The sequence below is a fragment of the Dokdonella soli genome, from assembly GCF_039523175.1.
In the GTDB taxonomy this organism is placed as follows: domain Bacteria; phylum Pseudomonadota; class Gammaproteobacteria; order Xanthomonadales; family Rhodanobacteraceae; genus Dokdonella_A; species Dokdonella_A soli.
In genome coordinates this window covers 570,945-589,652 of the sequence record NZ_BAAAEU010000024.1, presented here as the reverse complement: position 1 = coordinate 589,652, position 18,708 = coordinate 570,945, and the positions used below count along the sequence as shown (strand labels likewise).

Annotated in this window: 11 protein-coding genes; 5 read left to right on the top strand and 6 right to left on the bottom strand. The window is 63.3% G+C overall.

The window, feature by feature from the left end:
* Positions 1 to 162: 162 nt before the first annotated feature.
* The 6 genes from ABD002_RS16545 to ABD002_RS16520 form a co-directional block, all read right to left on the bottom strand.
* Positions 163 to 969, bottom strand: a complete 807-nt coding sequence (locus ABD002_RS16545; RefSeq protein WP_343793064.1) for a LytR/AlgR family response regulator transcription factor — start codon at positions 967 to 969, stop codon at positions 163 to 165.
* Entirely contained in the window at positions 941 to 2,035 is a 1,095-nt protein-coding gene (locus ABD002_RS16540) for a sensor histidine kinase (protein WP_343793062.1), read from the bottom strand. The genes ABD002_RS16545 and ABD002_RS16540 overlap by 29 nt, the downstream gene beginning before the upstream one ends.
* 333 nt (positions 2,036 to 2,368) lie before the next feature.
* Positions 2,369 to 3,346, bottom strand: coding sequence for a right-handed parallel beta-helix repeat-containing protein (locus tag ABD002_RS16535; protein ID WP_343793060.1), 978 nt, complete (start codon positions 3,344 to 3,346; stop codon positions 2,369 to 2,371).
* 188 nt (positions 3,347 to 3,534) lie between these two features.
* Positions 3,535 to 4,509, bottom strand: coding sequence for a glucokinase (gene glk / locus ABD002_RS16530; RefSeq protein WP_379988607.1), 975 nt, complete (start codon positions 4,507 to 4,509; stop codon positions 3,535 to 3,537).
* 25 nt (positions 4,510 to 4,534) lie between these two features.
* A complete protein-coding gene (locus ABD002_RS16525) occupies positions 4,535 to 5,299 on the bottom strand; it encodes a copper homeostasis protein CutC (RefSeq protein WP_343793056.1) in 765 nt (254 codons plus the stop codon).
* A 104-nt stretch (positions 5,300 to 5,403) separates the two neighbouring features.
* A complete protein-coding gene (locus ABD002_RS16520; RefSeq protein ID WP_379988432.1) occupies positions 5,404 to 6,411 on the bottom strand; it encodes a glycosylasparaginase in 1,008 nt (335 codons plus the stop codon).
* A 452-nt stretch (positions 6,412 to 6,863) separates the two neighbouring features.
* Between ABD002_RS16520 and ABD002_RS16515 the strand changes: the two genes are divergently transcribed.
* The 5 genes from ABD002_RS16515 to ABD002_RS16495 all read left to right on the top strand — a co-directional run bounded on the left by ABD002_RS16515 (position 6,864) and on the right by ABD002_RS16495 (position 18,629).
* Complete coding sequence (locus tag ABD002_RS16515; RefSeq protein WP_343793052.1) at positions 6,864 to 9,821, top strand: TonB-dependent receptor plug domain-containing protein; 2,958 nt, start codon at positions 6,864 to 6,866, stop codon at positions 9,819 to 9,821.
* Between the two features lie 90 nt (positions 9,822 to 9,911).
* Positions 9,912 to 11,231 (top strand): sugar MFS transporter, encoded by a 1,320-nt coding sequence (locus ABD002_RS16510; RefSeq protein WP_343793050.1) that lies wholly within the window; start codon positions 9,912 to 9,914, stop codon positions 11,229 to 11,231.
* Positions 11,228 to 13,459, top strand: a complete 2,232-nt coding sequence (locus ABD002_RS16505) for a glycoside hydrolase family 20 protein (RefSeq protein WP_343793048.1) — start codon at positions 11,228 to 11,230, stop codon at positions 13,457 to 13,459. The genes ABD002_RS16510 and ABD002_RS16505 overlap by 4 nt, the downstream gene beginning before the upstream one ends.
* A gap of 77 nt (positions 13,460 to 13,536) precedes the next feature.
* Entirely contained in the window at positions 13,537 to 16,182 is a 2,646-nt protein-coding gene (locus tag ABD002_RS16500; protein WP_343793046.1) for a beta-mannosidase, read from the top strand.
* Positions 16,179 to 18,629 carry a GH92 family glycosyl hydrolase gene (locus ABD002_RS16495; protein ID WP_343793044.1) on the top strand — a complete coding sequence of 817 codons (2,451 nt, stop codon included), beginning with the start codon at positions 16,179 to 16,181 and terminating at the stop codon, positions 18,627 to 18,629. The genes ABD002_RS16500 and ABD002_RS16495 overlap by 4 nt, the downstream gene beginning before the upstream one ends.
* Positions 18,630 to 18,708 lie beyond the last annotated feature (79 nt).

Genomic DNA, 18,708 nt, shown 5'->3' with positions numbered 1-18,708 from the left:
ACCCTCCAGCCCCCGTCGGCACTGTGCGTCGGGTATCGTGGAAATGGATGCGTCGAGAGTCACGAAGGTTGCAACGGCTGCGCCAGGGCGTTGCCGCGCAGCGGCAGGACGTGCAACGAAATGCGCTGCGGGCGCATCCGGCTTTCAAGTGCCGATTGCGACTCAATGCAATAGTCGTACCTTGTCCTTGTAGCTGCGCGACAGCTTCAGCTGCTGGCCGGAGTCGAGGATCAGGAAATACTCGCCGTTGAGGTGCGAGCGCAGCTCCTTCACGCGCGCGACGTTGACGATTGTCGAGCGGTGGATGCGCTGGAAGCGGCGCGGATCGAGGCGACCTTCCAGCTCGCGCATCGTCGCGCGCAGCACGTGCGTGTCGGCCGGCGTATGTACGCACATGTAGTCGCCGGCCGCGTCGATCCACAGGATGTCGTTCAGCGGCACGCGCAGGATGCGGCCGGAATCCTTGATCGACAGGCGATCGTCGGCGGCGTGCACGCAGAGGTTGTCCGCATCGATCAGCGCCTCGTCCAGGGTCAGGCCGGGCCGGCCCGAGACATTGCCGAGCAGGCGCAACAGGCGCTCGCGATGGTCCTCGGCATCGCGTGTGGAAATGCTGCGGCGGGCGCGCTCCACCGCGGCGTCGAGGCGCGCATCATCGATCGGTTTCAGCAAGTAGTCGAGTGCGTTCGCGTCGAACGCCTGCATCGCGTACTGGTCGTACGCGGTCACGAAAACCGTCAGCGGCAACTGCGGCAGCGGCACGGCGCGCAGCAGCTCGAGGCCGTTCACGCCGGGCATCTGCACGTCGAGGAACATCAGTACCGGCAGGTGCTCGGAGATCGCGAAGAACGCCTCGCGGCCGTTGCCGGCCTCGCCGACGATCTCGATGTCCGGATGCCGCGCCAGGCGCAGCGCAAGGCCGCGCCGCGCGAGCGGTTCGTCATCGACGATCAGTGTGCGTATGCGCATCGGTGGATGCCTCGGTGGAGGAGCGTTCGAATGGGAACGCCAGATGGACTTCGGTGCCTTGCCGGCGCGGGCTGCGGATCGTGAATTCGTGCCACGCGCCATACAGCACGCGCAGCCGTTCGCGCGTGTTGGCGAGGCCGACCCCCGCACCGCCTCTCGAGTGGGGCTGGTAGTCGGCGCTGCCGGGACCGTCGTCGCGCAGCGTGATGTCGAGCATGTCGCCGTCGACGCGCGCGACGATCTCGATGCGGCCGCCTTCCTCGCGCTTCGATACCGCGTACTTGACCGCGTTCTCGATCAGCGGCTGCAGGATCAGGCTCGGCACCCGCGCCGATCCGGCCGGCGGGGTGACCAGGATGCCGACCTTGAGGCGCTCGCCGAAACGCAGTTGTTCGATCGCGAGATAACGTTTGATCGCGCCGATCTCCTGGTCGAGCGTGACCTTCTGTTCCGGATTGTTGTCCAGCGAGTAGCGCAGGAACGCCGACAGCGCGCCGACCATGCCGTTGGCCTGGTCGCGGCGGTCGTCCAGGATCAGCGTCGAGATCGCGTTCAGCGTGTTGAAAAGGAAATGCGGATTGAGCTGATAGCGCAGCATCCGCAGCTGCGCCTGATGCGCCATCGCGGTCGCCTGCAGCGCGGTTTCCTTTTCCTGCTGCAACTGGCGCGCGAGCTTGATACCGACGTAGCCGCCGGTCCACGCGATCATCAGGTACAGCGCGCCAGCGAAGAACGAGAGGTAGCCGAGCGCACTCGGCGGCGGCTTGCACTCGGTGCACATGTGGTAGATCGCGATCGCCCACATGTAGCCGTAAACCACCGACACGGCGATGAGCAGCCCACCTCCGGTCCACAGGCGCGCCCGCAGCGGCCAGTTCCAGCTGTATTTCAGGCCTTGGCGGATGACCAGAGTGAGCACGAAGCCGCACAGCGCGTCGAACACGGCAAGCTGGTAGTACCCGACCGGCCGCCCCATGCCGAGCCCGGCGAAGTACGTCTCGATGCCGTAGCCCAGCCAGACGGCTGTCTGCAGGATCCAGAACTGGCGGGTGGTCGTGGTCGTCATCGCGACGGGCGGGGCGAACGTCGGGCAGCGGCAAAGCCGCATGGTAGTTCGTTTCGGCGCCCTCCAGACGCGGACTGCCGTGCCGCGGCAACGATTCGTCCCGCGTCGCCGTCGCCTCGAACCTGTGCCGCCCGCTAGCGCGAAACATCGTGCGGTCATCGATTGCCATGTGGCGGGGGCCGGGAATGCACTGGTGTGTGACGGGATGGCGCGCGTGCGTCGTCGCGGACGCGCGTCGCACCGGCCACGGTGTGAGAAAGGGCAGTCGGACCGTCGATCAGGAGCCGCCCGAACGAACGTCGGTGGCAATACCTCTGATGCAATCCCGTGCGCTCATGGCGTGACAGGCTGCCCCACGTTTGGCCCGTCGCCCCAGAAATTGCCGCTCCAGACGTTGCCGCTGTTTCCACCGGACCAGTAGCCGACGGTGCCATTGAAACCCCCATCGGGAGACCAGATCGCCGTGGAGAACGCGTTGTCCAGAACGCGAATATCGGTCGCAGTACTTCCGCCGCCATAGAGCACCAGCGAGCCGCCGGCCAGCCAGTTGTTCTGCACGGTGACATTGTTCTGGCTGCCGCAATCAGGAGCGACATACAGCGCCGCCGTCGAATAGACCTGAGCGGTCTGGTTGAGCATCGTGTTGTGCAGCAGCGTGACTCCGCTGCCGCCGCACCAGACGTAGACATCCTGCGTATGCGCTCCGGTGAACTGCGAGAGATCGTGCATGTAGTTGTCGTGGACGTTGCCGGTTGCCACGTCCACCGCATCCTTGAATCCGGAAATATCGTTGTAGGCCACCTCCATCGAGCCGTTGCCGAGCGGTGATACGCCGTAGTCGTAGCCACCGTTGTCCGGGCCCAGGCCGGCTACGCTGGTTATGGTGTTGCGCACGACCTTCAACCCCGTATAGCCGGACTCGTACTTGATTCCCCACCAGTTGTTCGAGGTGATGATGCTGTTCTGGATGACCACGTTGTTGGCCTGGACGTCGATCCAGCCACTGAGATTGATCGCATCGACGACGGTGTTGTCGACCGCAATCACCAGGCCTGTGTTCATCGGCGCCGACTGGTTGGTGAGGGCCAGACCACGGGGTGCGCCCGTGGTCCCGGCATTCGGCCACTCGAATCCATCGAGAAATATCGTGTCGGCCTGTGGTGCGCGTACGGCCGCGCCCGTGCCGATTCCGTGGAGCGGATGTGGTGCGTGTCCATCGTTCGAGCCGGCATGCACGGACGCGGTGCTGGCCGTCAGGACGAACAGGGCGATGCTGCGCCACGCGGATGGCCTAGTCTGGACACACTTCATGACCACGGTTCGGTTCCTACGACGGGTTGGGATGCGCTAGCTCCAAAGTGCATGCGACCGCGCGCGTCGGTTCCGACGATCGATATCGACTTGTCGGCCGCGCGAGGCCATGCGTAAACAATTATAGAAAGTTTGTAAGTATACGCAGACCGCAGGCGGTAGGTTGATTCGGCCAATCGACATTGGCGTCAGACGCGCAAGCAATGATCCGCGTACCAGCTCGCTGCACCGATCACGCCGAGTTGACCATGTTCGATCACCCAGACCGGTACGCGGTCGAGCACCGTGCGCATGCGTCCCTTGTTGAGAAAGCGTGCGACAAAATTACTGCGTGTGAGGAACGGCATGATCTGCGAAGGGATGCCGCCCGCGATATAGACCTCGCTGGCACCGAGGCTCAGCACGAGGTCGCCGGCGAGGCTGCCGAGCAGGGCGCAAAACATGCTGAGCGCCTGCACCGCCAGCCGATCATCGCCCTGCAGGGCAGCGGCTGCGATATGCGATGGTTGATTCATCGCCGGTGCTGCGCCGCGGAGATCGCACAGCGCGGCATAGGCGTTGACCAGACCAGGGCCGGACAGGATAGCTTCGTTGTCGACATGTGATCCGCGTTGCAGCAGCCAACGCAGGACCTCGATTTCACATTCGTTCCCCGGAGCCAGCGACGCATGACCGGCTTCGGTCGCGAGTACGCGGGAAGGCGTACCCGGCAAGCACAATGCCGCGCCGAAACCAGTGCCGGGACCGAGCACCAGCGTCGCGCCATCACCGCGCATCGCCGGGGTGCCGGCCAGCAGCACGGCAGCGGCCGGATCAACATGCGGTATCGCGCAGGCGAGCGCTTCGAAGTCGTTGATCAGGACCAGGTTGCGCAAGCCGGTCGCCTCGCGTGTGCGCGCCAACGATACCTGCCAAGGCAGGTTCGTATTGATCAGGTTGTCGCCGTCGACATAGCCGGCGATCGCGATTGCGGCATGCGCCGTGTCATGCACACCAGCGGCTTGCATGAAAGCCCGCAGGACAGCGGCCAGGTCCGGAAAATCCATGCAGGTGTACTTGTTTACACGCTCAAGCACAGGCGCGCAGCCGGGCGCTGCATTCACCAGTGCGACGCGAGCATGGGTGCCGCCGACATCGGCGGCGATCAGGCGTGCACCGTGCATGTTCGCTTGCTGCGGATCGATGACTTCAGCCACCTGCTTGTCCTTGTCCGGTCAGGCTTCGCAAGACTTCGGCCATGCGGCGTATCTGCGTCGCGTCGCTGGCGCGATAGTCCGCCTCCAGCCCTTGCAATTGCGGGTTCCTATAACGCATCGATGAACGGTGCCGGGAGCTTGCCGAGGCATGAAACTCGCGCGCCCCGGTGCGCGTGGCCAGTTCGCGCAGGTTGTCCGCGGTGACGCCGGCGCCGGCGATTACGCGGACATGCCCTTCGGCCTGACGCACATACGCAGCGATGGCATCCGCGCCTTGCAGGGCGCTTTCCCGTGCACCGGAGGTGAGCACCCGGCTACAGCCGAGCGCAATGAGGTCTTGCAGCGCTTGCGCCGGATCGCCGGCCGCATCGAATGCGCGATGAAACGTTACGTTCAGTGATCCAGCGCTGGCGATCAGCTCACGACAGGCAGTGACATCGATGGCACCGTCGGCATCGAGTGCGCCGAGCACCACGCCATCGCAGCCGAGCCGCACGCACGTTTCGATGTCCCTCTGCATCACCGCGAGTTCGGCTTCGTCGTACAGAAAATCTCCGCCGCGCGGCCGAATCATCACGTGTATTGGAATGCGCAGACGCTCGCGGACCAGCGTCAGCGTGCCGTAGGACGGCGTTGTGCCGCCTTCGCCGAGGTTGTCGCACAGCTCGATTCGGCCGGCGCCACCTTCCTGTGCAGCGAGCGCAGAACCGACGGAATTGGCGGCGATTTCCAGCAGCGGAATGGCGCGATCGTTCATGTTCATTGGAGAGGGCGCTTATCCATCGAAACCAAAGTACGCGACGACATCATTCAATCTCGCTTGTGCCGGGAGCAAGTCGCGATCACCGTGATCGGCCGCATCTACGTTGAATAAACGCTGCGCGATTCCAGCAGGCGATCCCGCTTCTGTGCATCGCAAACGGCATAGCTGAAACCCTTCTGGATCGCGTACGCGCCGACTTCGCCATGGCGACTCAGGGCGAGGAAGCCGACTTGCAGTTTCTTCGCGCCGTCGGGATGCTTCTTGACGATGCGCCGAACCGCTTCTTCGCACGCCTGCTGCGGCGCCCGTCCTTGCCGCATCAGCTCGACGACGAGGAAGCTGCCGGCGTTGCGGATCACTTCCTCGCCAACGCCGGTCGACGTCGCAGCACCGACGTCATTGTCGACGTACAGGCCCGCCCCCACGATCGGACTGTCGCCGACACGACCGTGCAGCTTCCACGCCATACCGCTCGTGGTGCACGCGCCGGCGAGCTTGCCGCTGGCGTCGAGTGCGAGCAGGCCGAGCGTGTCGTGATTGTCTTTGCCGCCCGGCAGCGACTTGCGGTAATCGAGATTCTCGCGATTGATCACCGGCGCATACTTGGCCGTCTTCAGCCATTCGCGCCATGCCTTCTCGGCTTCCGGTGTCAGCAAGTTGTCCTTGTCGAAGCCCTGTTCCAGCGCGAATTGCAGCGCGCCATCGCCAACCAGCAATACGTGCGGTGTCTGTTCCATGACCCGGCGCGCAACCGAGATCGGGTGTGCGATGTGTTCGAGGGCCGCAACCGCACCGCAGCGGCCATCGCCGTCCATGATGCTGGCATCCAGCGTCACGATGCCGTCGCGGTCCGGATAGCCGCCCTTGCCGACGCTGTGATTGGCGAGATCCGCCTCGGGTACGCGCGCGCCAGCCTCCACGGCATCCAGCACGCTGCCGCCGCGTGACAGCACCGTCCAGGCCGCCTGATTGGCGGCGACACCGAAATCCCAGGTCGAGATCACCTTGGCGCTGCCGCCGCCATTGGTCGCCCGCGCGCGTAGCGGCAAGGCCAGAGTCGACGCGGCCAATATCGATGTCATGAGAAAGCTTCTGCGGGTGTTCATATGTGCGATGCCTTTGGGGGGCGGAATGTCGTTACCGAGCGTGTCGATCCTGTGTTGCCACGGTGATGAAAGCGGCGTCGGGGTGCTGTTTGCGACGACCGCCTTGCGCAACGAGGGCAATGATGCTGTTGCAGGCGTCGATCCTCCGCCGCGAGCCCCACCATAAGCCTCGCCAGTTCATTGTTGACAAAAGGGCTCGCACTGAGAATTAGATCGTTCTAATTCCGTGGCATATATCACATATTCATGCTTTTGCTCTCCTGGTGCTGCCGGCTCCGACCTTGAGCGTGCGCGGCGGCGGACGAGCGTACAGATCCGATGTGCTGCAGCGCAGGATGCACAGATCAGCGATTCACCATATCGTATGGATCGATCCATTGGATCGATCTAAAAGCGCCAGCCATGGCCGCTGGCAGCCTGCAACCAACTTGTCGCAATTCGGAGGGGGCCCGATGACCAATTCAACGTTCCAACGTAGCGCGCTCGCGAGCGCGCTCTCACTCGCCCTGCTGGCCCCGATGGCCGCGCTGGCGCAGTCCACCGCCGAATCTCAGGATCAGCAGGCAGCGCCCACGCCGCCCGCCAACAAGAAGTCGGACAAGAAGGAAGAATCCGCGCAACTGCGGACGATCCTGGTCACCGGTTCGCGCATCCGGCGCGTCGAGGTCGAAGGTGCGGCGCCGGTCGTCACCATCACCGCCGACGACATCAAGCGGCAAGGCTTTTCGACGGTTGCCGACGCCCTGCAGTCGATGACCCAATTCGCGCCCAACCCCCAGCCCGACGTACTGTACGGATCGCGTACCCCGGGTGCGAAACCGTTGGAACTGCGCTTCTTTGGCGCTGGTCGCAGCCTGCTGCTGGTCAACGGCCGTCGCGTTGCGGATTACCCGGAACCGAGCGGCGGGCAGAGCAACTTCTCCAACTACGGCAATATTCCGGCAGCGGCGATCGACCGCATCGAAATCCTCGCCACCGGCGCATCAGCCATCTACGGTTCCGATGCGGTCGCGGGCGTCATCAACATCATTCTGAAGAAGAACTATGAAGGTGATCAGTTCTCCGCACGCGTTGGCGGCACCGAGCGCGGCGGCGGCAGTTTCAACGATTTTTCCTGGGTAGGCGGCAAGACAGGCGACAACTGGAGCCTGACCTATTCATTCGAGAATTTCCGCCGCCAGCCGATCATGGGTGATGACCGGCCATTCATGAACTCGAGCCTCGACAAGCCGAGGACGATCCAGAATGACTCCGATCGCGCAATCGGCATCCAGGAGGGTATCGGCATCCGTCTCATCGACAATGACACGGGCATGCGCATCGCCCCACCCAACGGTGCCGCGACCTGCGACCAATTCAGCGGTTTCAATTTGTTTCACCGGCAAAACTACACCCGCACCGGGCTCGGCCAAGGCACGATCAAGGACCGCGGCTACCAATGCGGCCAGCTGAATGATTTCGGCGCCAACACGCTCGACAACGGCAACAACAATCAGCTGGGCAATCTTTACGGCACCTGGAATTTCAGCGACAGCCTGCAGGCATGGGGGAGTCTGGCCGTCTACGAGACCAAGACGACCCATCAGACCGATGCGCCGTTCGTCGATATGCTGAACGATGGCACCTGGTTTGATCCGGGGATGACGGATGCGACCCATCCCAACGGCAGGAACGTAACCAGCGCCATTCGAGTCTTCACGCCGCGAGAGGTGGGAAGTCGCGATGACTATCGCAATCACACGCGCGATCGTTACATCGATTTCGCGGTCGGCTTGAAAGGCAAGCTGTTCGACGATCGTTTCGACTGGGAAGCGTCGATCGGCCGTTCGCAGGACAAGACGCACGAGAGCTACTTGCAGCTCTTGCCGGGTCCGGTCAATCAGTTCTTCCTCGGCCCAAACCTCGGCACGACCCCCGACGGTACGCCGATCTACAAGCTCGACCAGCAGCGCTGGTGGAACCCACTGACGCCCGCTCAGTTCGCGAGCATCGCCACGCATGCGGTCAACGAGGCGAAATCCTGGGTGAACCAGGCGAACGCGAGCGTCACCGGCGAACTGTTCCAGGGCTGGGCCGGGCCGATTGGATGGGCGGCCGAAGTCGAAGCCGCCAGGCAAGGCTACAAATTGAGTCCCGATATGCGTCTCGTGAACGGCGACTTCGGTGCCAATGACGATCTCGGTTTCGTCGATCAAGGCGGCGGCAGCCGCAGCCGTTATGCCGTGGGCACGGAATTCCGTGTGCCGCTGCTGAGCACCTTGACCGCCAGTGTCGGCGCGCGTTGGGACAGCTACAAAGCGGTCAAGAATGCGAGCAACGTGAGCTACATGGCGGGCCTGGAGTACCGGCCGGTCGACAGTCTGCTGCTGCGCGGCACCTATGCGACCAGCTTCCGTGCGCCGGACATGCACTACACGTATGCGCTCGCCAGTTCACAGACGAATCGCGTCGAAGACGACTACCTGTGTCAGTTGAAGGGCGCCTATCCGGATTGCGGCTTCCAGACCCAATACACGCACGACGCATTGGTGACTCGCCAAGGCTCGACCCATCTGGACTACGAGAAAGGGCATTCCTTCACCTACGGGTTCGTCTGGAATGCGCGGGACAATCTCTCGATCACGGTGGACTACTGGTACATCTATCTCAAGAACCTCATCCAGGACATCAGCGCGCAAGACGAACTTGCGATCGAACGCGCCTGTGCGTTCGGCGGGTCGACCAGCGCCGGCTATGTGCCGACACCCAGCGACTGCGCGTTCGTCCACACGCGCATCCATCGCAATCCCACCAGCAATGCGCTCGTTTCGGTGGAGCAAGGTCCGATCAACAAGGGTGGTCAACGCAATGCCGGCATCGACGCCTCGCTGAAGTATGCGCTCGAGACCGCACGCTACGGCAACTTCACCTTGGGGCTGAACTACACGCTGTCGACAAAATACGAAACCTCGTCACATCCCGGTGATCCATGGCGCAACGAACGCGACGATCACGTCCGCAGCCGCGTGCGTGGTTCGGTCGACTGGCAGTACGGCCGCTGGAATGCGACCGTGCTCGGCACGCGCACGGGCGGTTTGCGCAGCGCGCACTACTTGAACTGTATTCCGCTCTCGGACGGTTTCATTCCGCCCTATGGCGAATCGGGCACCGATCCGAACGGCTGCGTGGACCCGCTGACGCATCTGAGCAACGGACGCGTCCGGCTGCGCGGCGCGCCGGCGATTTTCTGGAATTTCGGCCTCGGCTACCAGGTCACCGACGACGCGAAGCTGAATCTGTACGTGACGGACGTGTTCGACAAGGCCGATGTGCAGGATCCTTACAAGCTCGACTACTCGTATACCTGGGATAACCTGTACAACCAGATCGGTCGTGCCTATTCGCTGGAGTTCGTTTACAGGTTCCGCTGATTGCTGTTTCCAACGTCGATAGCCCGGCGTCAAGCCGGGCTTTTTTTGGCAGGCGGGAAAAGCCGGGACCATTCACGGGGGAATTCGCCGATGAACACAACGAACGCCCCGCCACGCAGCTACCTTGCGTCGATCGCGATCATCGGCACATTGTTCTTCATCATGGGCTGGTTCACCTGGATCAACGGCCCATTGATCTCGTTCGTGCAGCTCGCGTTCGAACTCGATGTGGTGAATGCGTTCCTGGTCACGTTCGTGTTTTATCTTTCGTATTTCGTCTGGGCGTTGCCGGCGTCGTGGCTCCTCGATCGCACCGGCATGAAGAAGGGCATGGCGCTGGGGTTGTGGGTGATGGCTGGCGGCGCGTTTGCGTTCGGCGAGTTCTGCACGCAACGCTGGTATCCGGGTGCGCTCGCCGGGTTGTTCGCGATCGGCGCGGGGTTGGCGCTGCTGCAAACCGCGGCCAATCCCTACATCAGCATCCTCGGCCCGATTGAAAGCGCAGCGCAACGCATCGCGGTGATGGGCATCTGCAACAAGATCGCCGGCATTCTCGCGCCGATCCTGCTCGGTACGCTGGTGCTGCACGGGATGGGCGATATCGCCGACAAGGTGGCTGCGTCTGACGCCGCCGGCAAGGCGCAATTGCTGACCCGCTTCGCCGCGAGCATCCATGCACCGTACCTCGCGATGGCCGGCGTGCTGGTCGTGCTCGGCGCCGGCATTCTGTTCTCGCCACTGCCGGATCTGCGCGCCGAGCGCGCTGGCGGTACGGCGGCGGTCGATCGGCAGCAGACAAGCTTGTTGAAATTCCCACATGTGTGGTTGGGCGCGCTCGCGATCTTCGTCTACGTCGGCGCCGAGGTGATGGCGGGTGATGCGATCGGCACCTACGGGCGCAGTTTCAATATTCCGCTCGACGAAGCGAAATTCTTCACCTCGCTTACGCTGGGCAGCATGCTGGTCGGCTATGTCACGGGCTTCCTGGCGATTCCGCGCTGGATATCGCAGCAGCGCTACCTTGCGCTGTCGGCGGTGCTCGGCATTGTGCTTACACTTGGCGCGCTGGTGACCAAAGGTTATGTCTCAGTTGGTTTCGTCGCTGCGCTCGGCTTCGCCAATGCGATGATGTGGCCGGCGATCTTCCCGCTCGCGATCCAAGGCCTCGGGCGCCTGATCGAGCGCGGTTCCGCGTTGTTGATCATGGGTATCTGCGGCGGTGCGCTGATTCCGCAATTATTCGCGGTGCTCAAACAGACGCACGACTTCCAGTTCGTATTCGCGCTGCTGATGGTGCCGTGCTACCTGTACATCCTCTATTTCGGCTTGCGAGGGCATCGAGCATCCCTGGGCCCACGACGAATGGATGCGTGCGAACCTGGTCAAGGTACAAGCGGAACGGTGCCGTGATTCGGATTGCCCGCCGGCGCATCCATTTCCTGTTGGCCGGTCTTGTCCTGCTCGTGAGCGTCTGCGCACATGCGCAGGTGTCGCTGATCCCCAAGCCGCTGAGAGCGACCGTCGGTGACGGCTATTTCGTGCTGGATCGACACAGCGCGATCGTCGCGCCTGGCGAAGCACGCGCGCAGGAAATCGCCACGTTCGCGCAGGAAACGATCGAGCAGGAGACCGGCATTGCCTTGACTCGTGGACATGGCAGCGGCCATGGCCAGATCGAGCTGCGGGTCGATCCCGAAGTAAAAGGTGAAGAAGCCTACCGCCTCCGCGTAGCGCGCGACGGTGTCGTCATCGCAGCGTCGAGCATGCGCGGCCTGTTTTGGGGCGTGCAGACACTGCGCCAATTGTTGCCGGTGCAGAAGGCGGAGCGGGTGGAAATTCCCGCTATCGACATCGAGGACGCGCCGCAGTTCAGCTACCGCGGCCAGATGTTCGATGTCGGACGGCATTTCTTCCCGGTCGAGTTCGTCAAGAAACAGATTGACCTGCTGAGCTACTACAAGATCAACACGTTCCGCTGGCACTTGACCGAAGACCAGGGCTGGCGGATCGAGATCAAGAAGTATCCCAGGCTCACTGAAGTCGGCGCCTGGCGCATCGAGAGCGACGGCAGCCGCTACGGCGGTTTCTACACGCAGGAGCAGATCCGCGACGTCGTCGAGTATGCGCGTCTGCGCAACATCATGGTGATCCCGGAAATCGAGATGCCGGGGCATTCCTCCGCCGCACTGGCGGCTTATCCGGAATTGTCGTGCGGCAAGCGGCCCATCGACGTGCCCGCGGCCTTCGGTGTCATGAAGGCGGGGGTGTACTGCGTCGGCTACGAAGGCACCTTCGCATTCCTGCAAGACGTGCTCGACGAAGTCGTCGCGCTGTTCCCGGCGCCCTACGTGCACATCGGCGGCGACGAAGTGCCCAAGGACAGTTGGAGCGATTGCCCGTCGTGCCGGCAGCGCATGCGTGATGAGCACCTGCAGGACGCCGGCGAGCTACAAAGCTATTTCGTCAAGCGCATCCAGCGCTATCTCGCGAGCAAGGGCAAGACGCTGATCGGCTGGGACGAAATCCTTGAGGGCGGCGCGGACAAGAGCGCGATCGTGGAAATGTGGCGTGGCGATGACGAAGCGAGGAAAGCGCTGCTCAATGGCAATCGCCTGATCAGTGCGGGCCCGTTCTATCTCGATCAGCCGATCGAGGCGTTCACGCTCGAAGACGTCTATCGTACCGACGCATTCGCCGATTCGATCTATGCCGAGCATCGTGAACGGATCCTCGGCGCCGAGGCGCCGTTGTGGACCGAGTACATCACGCCGCTCAATGCCGAGGCGATGCTGTATCCGCGCCTTCAGGCGTTCGCCGAACGCCTGTGGAATGCGGACGCGCATGACTACGCCGATTTCAAGCGGCGCCTGCAGCAGCACTACCGTTGGATGAACGCGCGCCAGATTGCCTACGGTCCGGAAGGCAAGAACCTTGTCGACTATCAGCTCAGCTTCAATGCTGCGCACACGCGCTGGCGCATCCGTGCCGCACGCGGTTTCGACGACATCCAGCTGCACTACACGACCGATGGCAGCGAGCCGGCGCAGGATTCGCCCGCGTTCGCCGACGTGTTGGACCTGCATGCCCCCGCTAAGCTCAAAGTCGCGCCGTTCCGCAACGCCCGGCAAGTACTGCCGACGCAGATTGTCGCCCTGGTCGACAACAAGGCCTTGGGCAAGCCGGTGAGCTATGCGAATCCGCCGTCCGGCCGCTATCACGGCACCGCGGGAGCGCTGGCGGATGGCATCCTCGGCAGCACCGATTTCCATGACGGCACCTGGGTGGGTTGGCAGGGTGTCGATCTCGGAGCGACGATCGATTTGCAACGACCCGTGTCGTTCACATCGATCGCGGTCAACTTCTTGCAGCAAAGCGGCTCGTGGATCCTGCTGCCCAGGCGCGTGACATTCCTTGCTTCGACCGACGGCCAGGCCTGGACGCGACTGCAGGTCGAGCGGATAGACGCGGATTCAGGTGACCCGAAGACCTTTGTCCGCAAGCTGGAGTTCGTATCCGCAAAGCCGATCAACGCGCGCTTCGTCCGCGTCGAGGCGCGCAAATACGGGGAGCTGCCCACCGGACACGATGGCGCGGGCGGTGAAGCGTGGATCTTCGCTGACGAAGTCGTCGTGCGCTGAATGCAGATGCAAACACCGCACACGCTGTCTGGTTTGCGAGCGGGCGCCGTCGCGAAGACCGGCCTGTGGGATCCGGCATGACGCGCGCGACGTTCGGTCCCGCATGTGCGTTGATGCTGTTGTTCGGCGCCGTCGCGAACGCCGCAGCGCCGACGACGCGTACCCTGCACGAACACTGGCAATTCCGCCTGCTGCCCGGTGATGCGCAGGCCGCGCAGCATCCGCAGATGCGCGACTGGATGCCGGCAAGCGTTCCTGGCGAAGTCCACACCGACCTGCTCGCCGCGAGCCTGATTCCCGATCCCGACAGAGGCAGCGCCGAGGCGGGCTTGCAGTGGATCGGTCTGGCCGATTGGGAATACCGCGCGCATTTCGATCTTGGCGCAGAAACGCTGCGGCGCCGTCATCTGGACCTTATCTTCGAGGGGCTGGACACGTACGCGGAGGTGACGCTCAACGGCAAAGGTCTGCTGTCCGCCGACAATATGCACCGCCGCTGGCGTGTGCCTGCGAAGGCTCATCTGAAAGCGCGCGGCAACGAATTGCGCGTGGTGCTGCATTCGCCAATCCACCGCTTGCTGCCGATCGTGCAGGCGATTCCGCCGTCACAGCGCTTGCCCGGTGCGTACAGTTCAGCGTTCGGCGACGAACCGCCGGATGTGCATACCGACAACTACGTGCGCAAGGCGAACTACCAGTATGGCTGGGATTGGGGTCCGCGCTATGTCACCGCGGGCATCTGGCGACCGGTGAAGCTCGAAGCCTGGGACGGGTTTCGCATCGACGACTTTCACATCAAGCAGGACAGCGTAGCGGCCGGCGCGGCGCAGCTCGAGGCGGAACTCGACGTCGATGCCGACGCCGCACGCGCTGTCGAACTCGCACTCGACTACCGCGGTCCAGACGGCAAGCGTAGCGCCGCATTCACGCAACAGGTCACGCTGAAGGCTGGGCACAACGTGGTGCGAATGCCGTTGCGCATCGAGCAGCCGCGCCGCTGGTTCCCGGCCGGCTATGGCGAGCAGGCCTTGTACACGTTCGACGCCCGGCTCGGCGACGTGGCCGTCACTCGTCGCACCGGTTTGCGCAGCATCGAGCTGCGGCGCGAAAAAGACGGCTGGGGCCGCAGCATGGCCTTCGTCGTCAACGGCATCCCGGTGTTCGCCAAGGGCGCCAATGTGATTCCGTTCGACAGTTTCGCCAGCCGCGTCACGCGCGCGCAGCACGCGCAGGTGTTGCGCGCTGCGCGCGAAGACAACATGAACATGCTGCGGTTATGGGGCGGCGGCTACTACGAATCCGATGATCTCTATGATCTCGCCGACGAACTCGGCCTGCTGCTGTGGCAGGACTTCATGTTCGGTGGCGCGATTCCGCCGGCGGACGACCCGGCGTTCCGCGCCAATGTGCGCGCCGAAGCGATCGACCAGCTCACGCGCCTGCGCGATCACCCGAGCATCGCGCTCTGGTGCGGCAACAACGAAATCGAAACCAGCTGGAAAGGCTGGGGCGATCGCCAGACCTTCAAGAAGGGCGCGCCCGAGCGTGCCGCGCAGGTCTGGGCCGGCTACCGCAAACTGTTCGGCGACGAATTGCCGGCGCTGGCGGCGCGTTATCATGGCGACGTGCCGTACTGGTCGAGTTCGCCCGGCACGAATCTCCAGGGTGAAGTCGATGTCGATGACGATGGCGACCGACATTCCTGGGCAGTGTGGAGCGGCGAACCGGTCGAGCACTATCTGGATACGTCGCCGCGCTTCATGTCCGAGTACGGGCTGCAATCGCTGCCGGTGATGCGCAGCGTGCGCGCGTTCGCCGGGCCCGATGAGCTGCGTATCGACTCGCCGGTCATCACGGCGCATCAGAAGTACGATGGCGGCAAGGGCAACGCGCGCATTCTCAAGTACATAGGCGACAACTACGGCGCGCCGAAGGATTTCGAATCATTCGTCTACCTGAGTCAGGTCATGCAGGCCGAAGGCATTGAGCTGGCCGCCACGCACCTGCGCAGCGAACGTCCGCGTTCGATGGGTTCGCTGTACTGGCAGCTCAACGACGTCTGGCCGGGCGCGTCGTGGTCGTCGATCGACTACTACGGCCGGCGCAAGGCGCTGGCTTTCCATGCGCGCCGTTTCTACGCACCGTTGCTGATTGCGCCGATCCGCAACAAGGGGCGGACCCATGTCACCCTGGTCTCCGATCGCATGACGCCGACCGCGGCCGCGTGGCGTCTGCGCGTGATCGATTTCGATGGCAAGGTTGTGCGCGATGAACGACATGAAGCCATCTTGCCGCCGTTGTCGAGCGCGTTGGTGGCGGACTATGACGATGCCCACTTGCTGGGCGGCGCAGATCCGCGGCGCATGGTCGCGGTATTCGAGCTGATCGTCGGCGGCAGCAGCGTGTCGCGCCAGTTCGTGTATTTCGATGCCGCGAAGAACCTCGCGTTGCCGGATCCGGAACTGCGCACGAGCCTGCTCCGCGAGGACGCAGGCTATCGCCTGCTGGTCAGCGCGAAGCGGTTCGCACGCGAGGTCTGGATCGACAGTGGCGACCTCGATGTCGAACTCGAAGTCAATGCATTGACACTGCTGCCTGGCGAGACGGTTGCGTTGCGTCTTGCTTCCAGCGAAGCGCTCGCGACCATCGAACGCGAGTTGCATGTGCGCGATTTGCACGACGCCGTCCGATCCTTCGATCCGATCACGGGAACATCTCAATGACCATGAATCTTGCTCGCGCGCTGGTCCTCGCACTCGCATGCGCCGCGTGCTCGCCGTTTGCACGCGCGCAGGAAACAACCGCGCCATCTGATCTGCCGAAGCAGGTCAACACGTTCATCGGTACCAAGGACGATGGCAACACGTTTCCGGGCGCCTCGGCACCGTTTGGTTTGATCCAGGTCAGCCCCATCGGCGAGCACTACGCGGGATGGCGCTACGACGATCCGAAAATCCGCGGCTTCGGTCATTCCTTCATTTCCGGCGCTGGCTGCTGGGAGCAGGGCGGACAACTGTCGGTGTTGCCGGTAACGGGCGCGATCGGACCCGGCGGCACGTTCGACATCAAAAAGGCGGACCGTTTCGATCAAAAGAACTATTCGGCGGCTTACACGCACGCAGGCGAGATCGGCGAAGCCGGCTACTACAAGGTGCATTTGACAGCGGCTCCTGGTCATAACCAGGGCGGCATCGACGCGGAAGCGACCGCGCTGACGCGTGCAGCGGCCGAGCGCTACACGTTTGCCGCGGGTGAAAAGCAAGGGCACATCCTCGTCAATGCCGGGCAGGCCAACGAGCGCCATTGGGTGATCGGCAGCAGTGTGCAGGTGGTCGGCGATCGCGCCGTCGAAGGCAGGATCCTGACCAAGAGTTTTTGCGGCGGCCAGCAATACGTTACCTGGTTCCGCATGGAATTCGACCGACCGTTCAGTGCATTCGGCACCTGGGACGAGGAGGGCGGTACGCCGTCTTCGCGTGTAGAGAGCCAACAGGGCGACGGGCGCCCACACGGGGCCTGGTTCACCTTCGACCTGAAGGACGGCCGCGCCATCACCGCGATCAGCGCAATCTCGCATGTCGACGCCGAAGGCGCGCGCAACAATCTGCGTGCAGACGGCATGCGCAACGGCAAGCTGCAGAGCTTCGATGCGATGCGGACGCGCGCGCAGGAGGTGTGGCGCAAGGAGTTGAACTCGGTCCGCATCGCCGGTGGCAATGCGGATGACCGCGCGGTGTTCTATACCGCCCTCTATCACTCGCTGCTGCAACCGCTCACCGGCAGCGATGCCGATGGTCGCTATCGCGGTTATGACACCCAGGTCCATCGCGCCGACGGCTGGACCTACTACGAATACTTTTCGTTGTGGGATATCTATCGCGCGCAGAATCAACTGCTGGCGATGCTGCGGCCGCAGCGTGCACGCGACATCGCCAATTCAGTGCTGATGATTCAGCAGCAAGGGGGTTGGCTGCCGCGCTGGAGCTACGCCAACTTCGAAACCAACGTAATGACCGGCGATCCGGTGACGCCGTTTCTGGTCGACCTGTGGCGGTTTGGCGCGCTTGAAGGCCGCGAGCGGCAGGCTTACGCGGCGCTGCGCCAGAACGCGTTCGGTGTGCCGCCGGCCCTGTCACGCAGCAGCGGGCGTGCCGGCAACGAAAGCTATCTGAGCCGCGGCTTCGTGCAGTACGACCGCAGCTTTCCGGCCAAAAGCATGGACGTCGATCCGCATCACGGTGGCTCGGCGACACTGGAATACGCGTTGGCCGATTGCGCGCTCGCGCAGATGGCCGATGCGATCGGCGAAAAGAGCGATGCGGCGACGTTGCGCGAGCGCGGCCGTAATTGGCGCAAGGTCTGGGATCCCGGCGTCGTCGACAAGGAACTCGGTTTCAAGGGCTTCCCGCGACCCAGGCTCACCGATGGCAGCTGGTACGTTGCACCCGATGGCGCCTACAGCCCGCGCTCGAACCATGGCTTTCACGAAGGTACGGCCTGGCAATATCAATGGCTGGTGCAGCAGGACGCGCAGGGGATGATCGAGGCAATGGGTGGACGCGAGAGCGCGGGCAGAAGGCTCGACGCCTTCTTCGCCTACGACGAACTGGTCAAGGACCCGCTGCACGCTGCGCGCAAGCAATGGGTGGTGGGTCCCTACGATTACTACAATCAATTCCGCTACAACCCCAACAACGAGCCCGATCTGCACAGCCCGTGGATGTATACGCTGGTCGGTCAACCGTCGAAAACCGCGACCGTACTGCGGGCCGCACAAGCGCTGTTCACGAATGCGCCCGATGGCGTAACCGGCAACGACGACCTCGGTACGATGTCGGCCTGGTACCTGTTCTCCGCCATTGGCGTATTTCCTGCGGTACCGGGCAGCGGGCAATTGCTGTTGCATACGCCGCGCTTCGAACGCATCGATATCGATCTCGGAAACGGCCACAGTTTGCGCATCGCAGCGCCGGGCGCCGATGGCCGCAAACTGCAATATATCCAGGGCCTGACGATCGACGCCGCCGCACACGAACAGGTGTGGGTGGATTGGCAGCATCTGCGCGTTGGAGGCTCGATCGCGTTCAAGCTCACGGAAGCGCCGCCCACGCAAGGTTGGGGCACGGCCGTTGGCGCTGCACCGCGATCGCCCTGTGCGGAAAGCCGATGAGAACCGTGAAGACGACGAACCGTAACGCATGGCGAGCGTGTGCTCACGCGGCCCATGCCAGCCGTGAGGGTTGCGATCA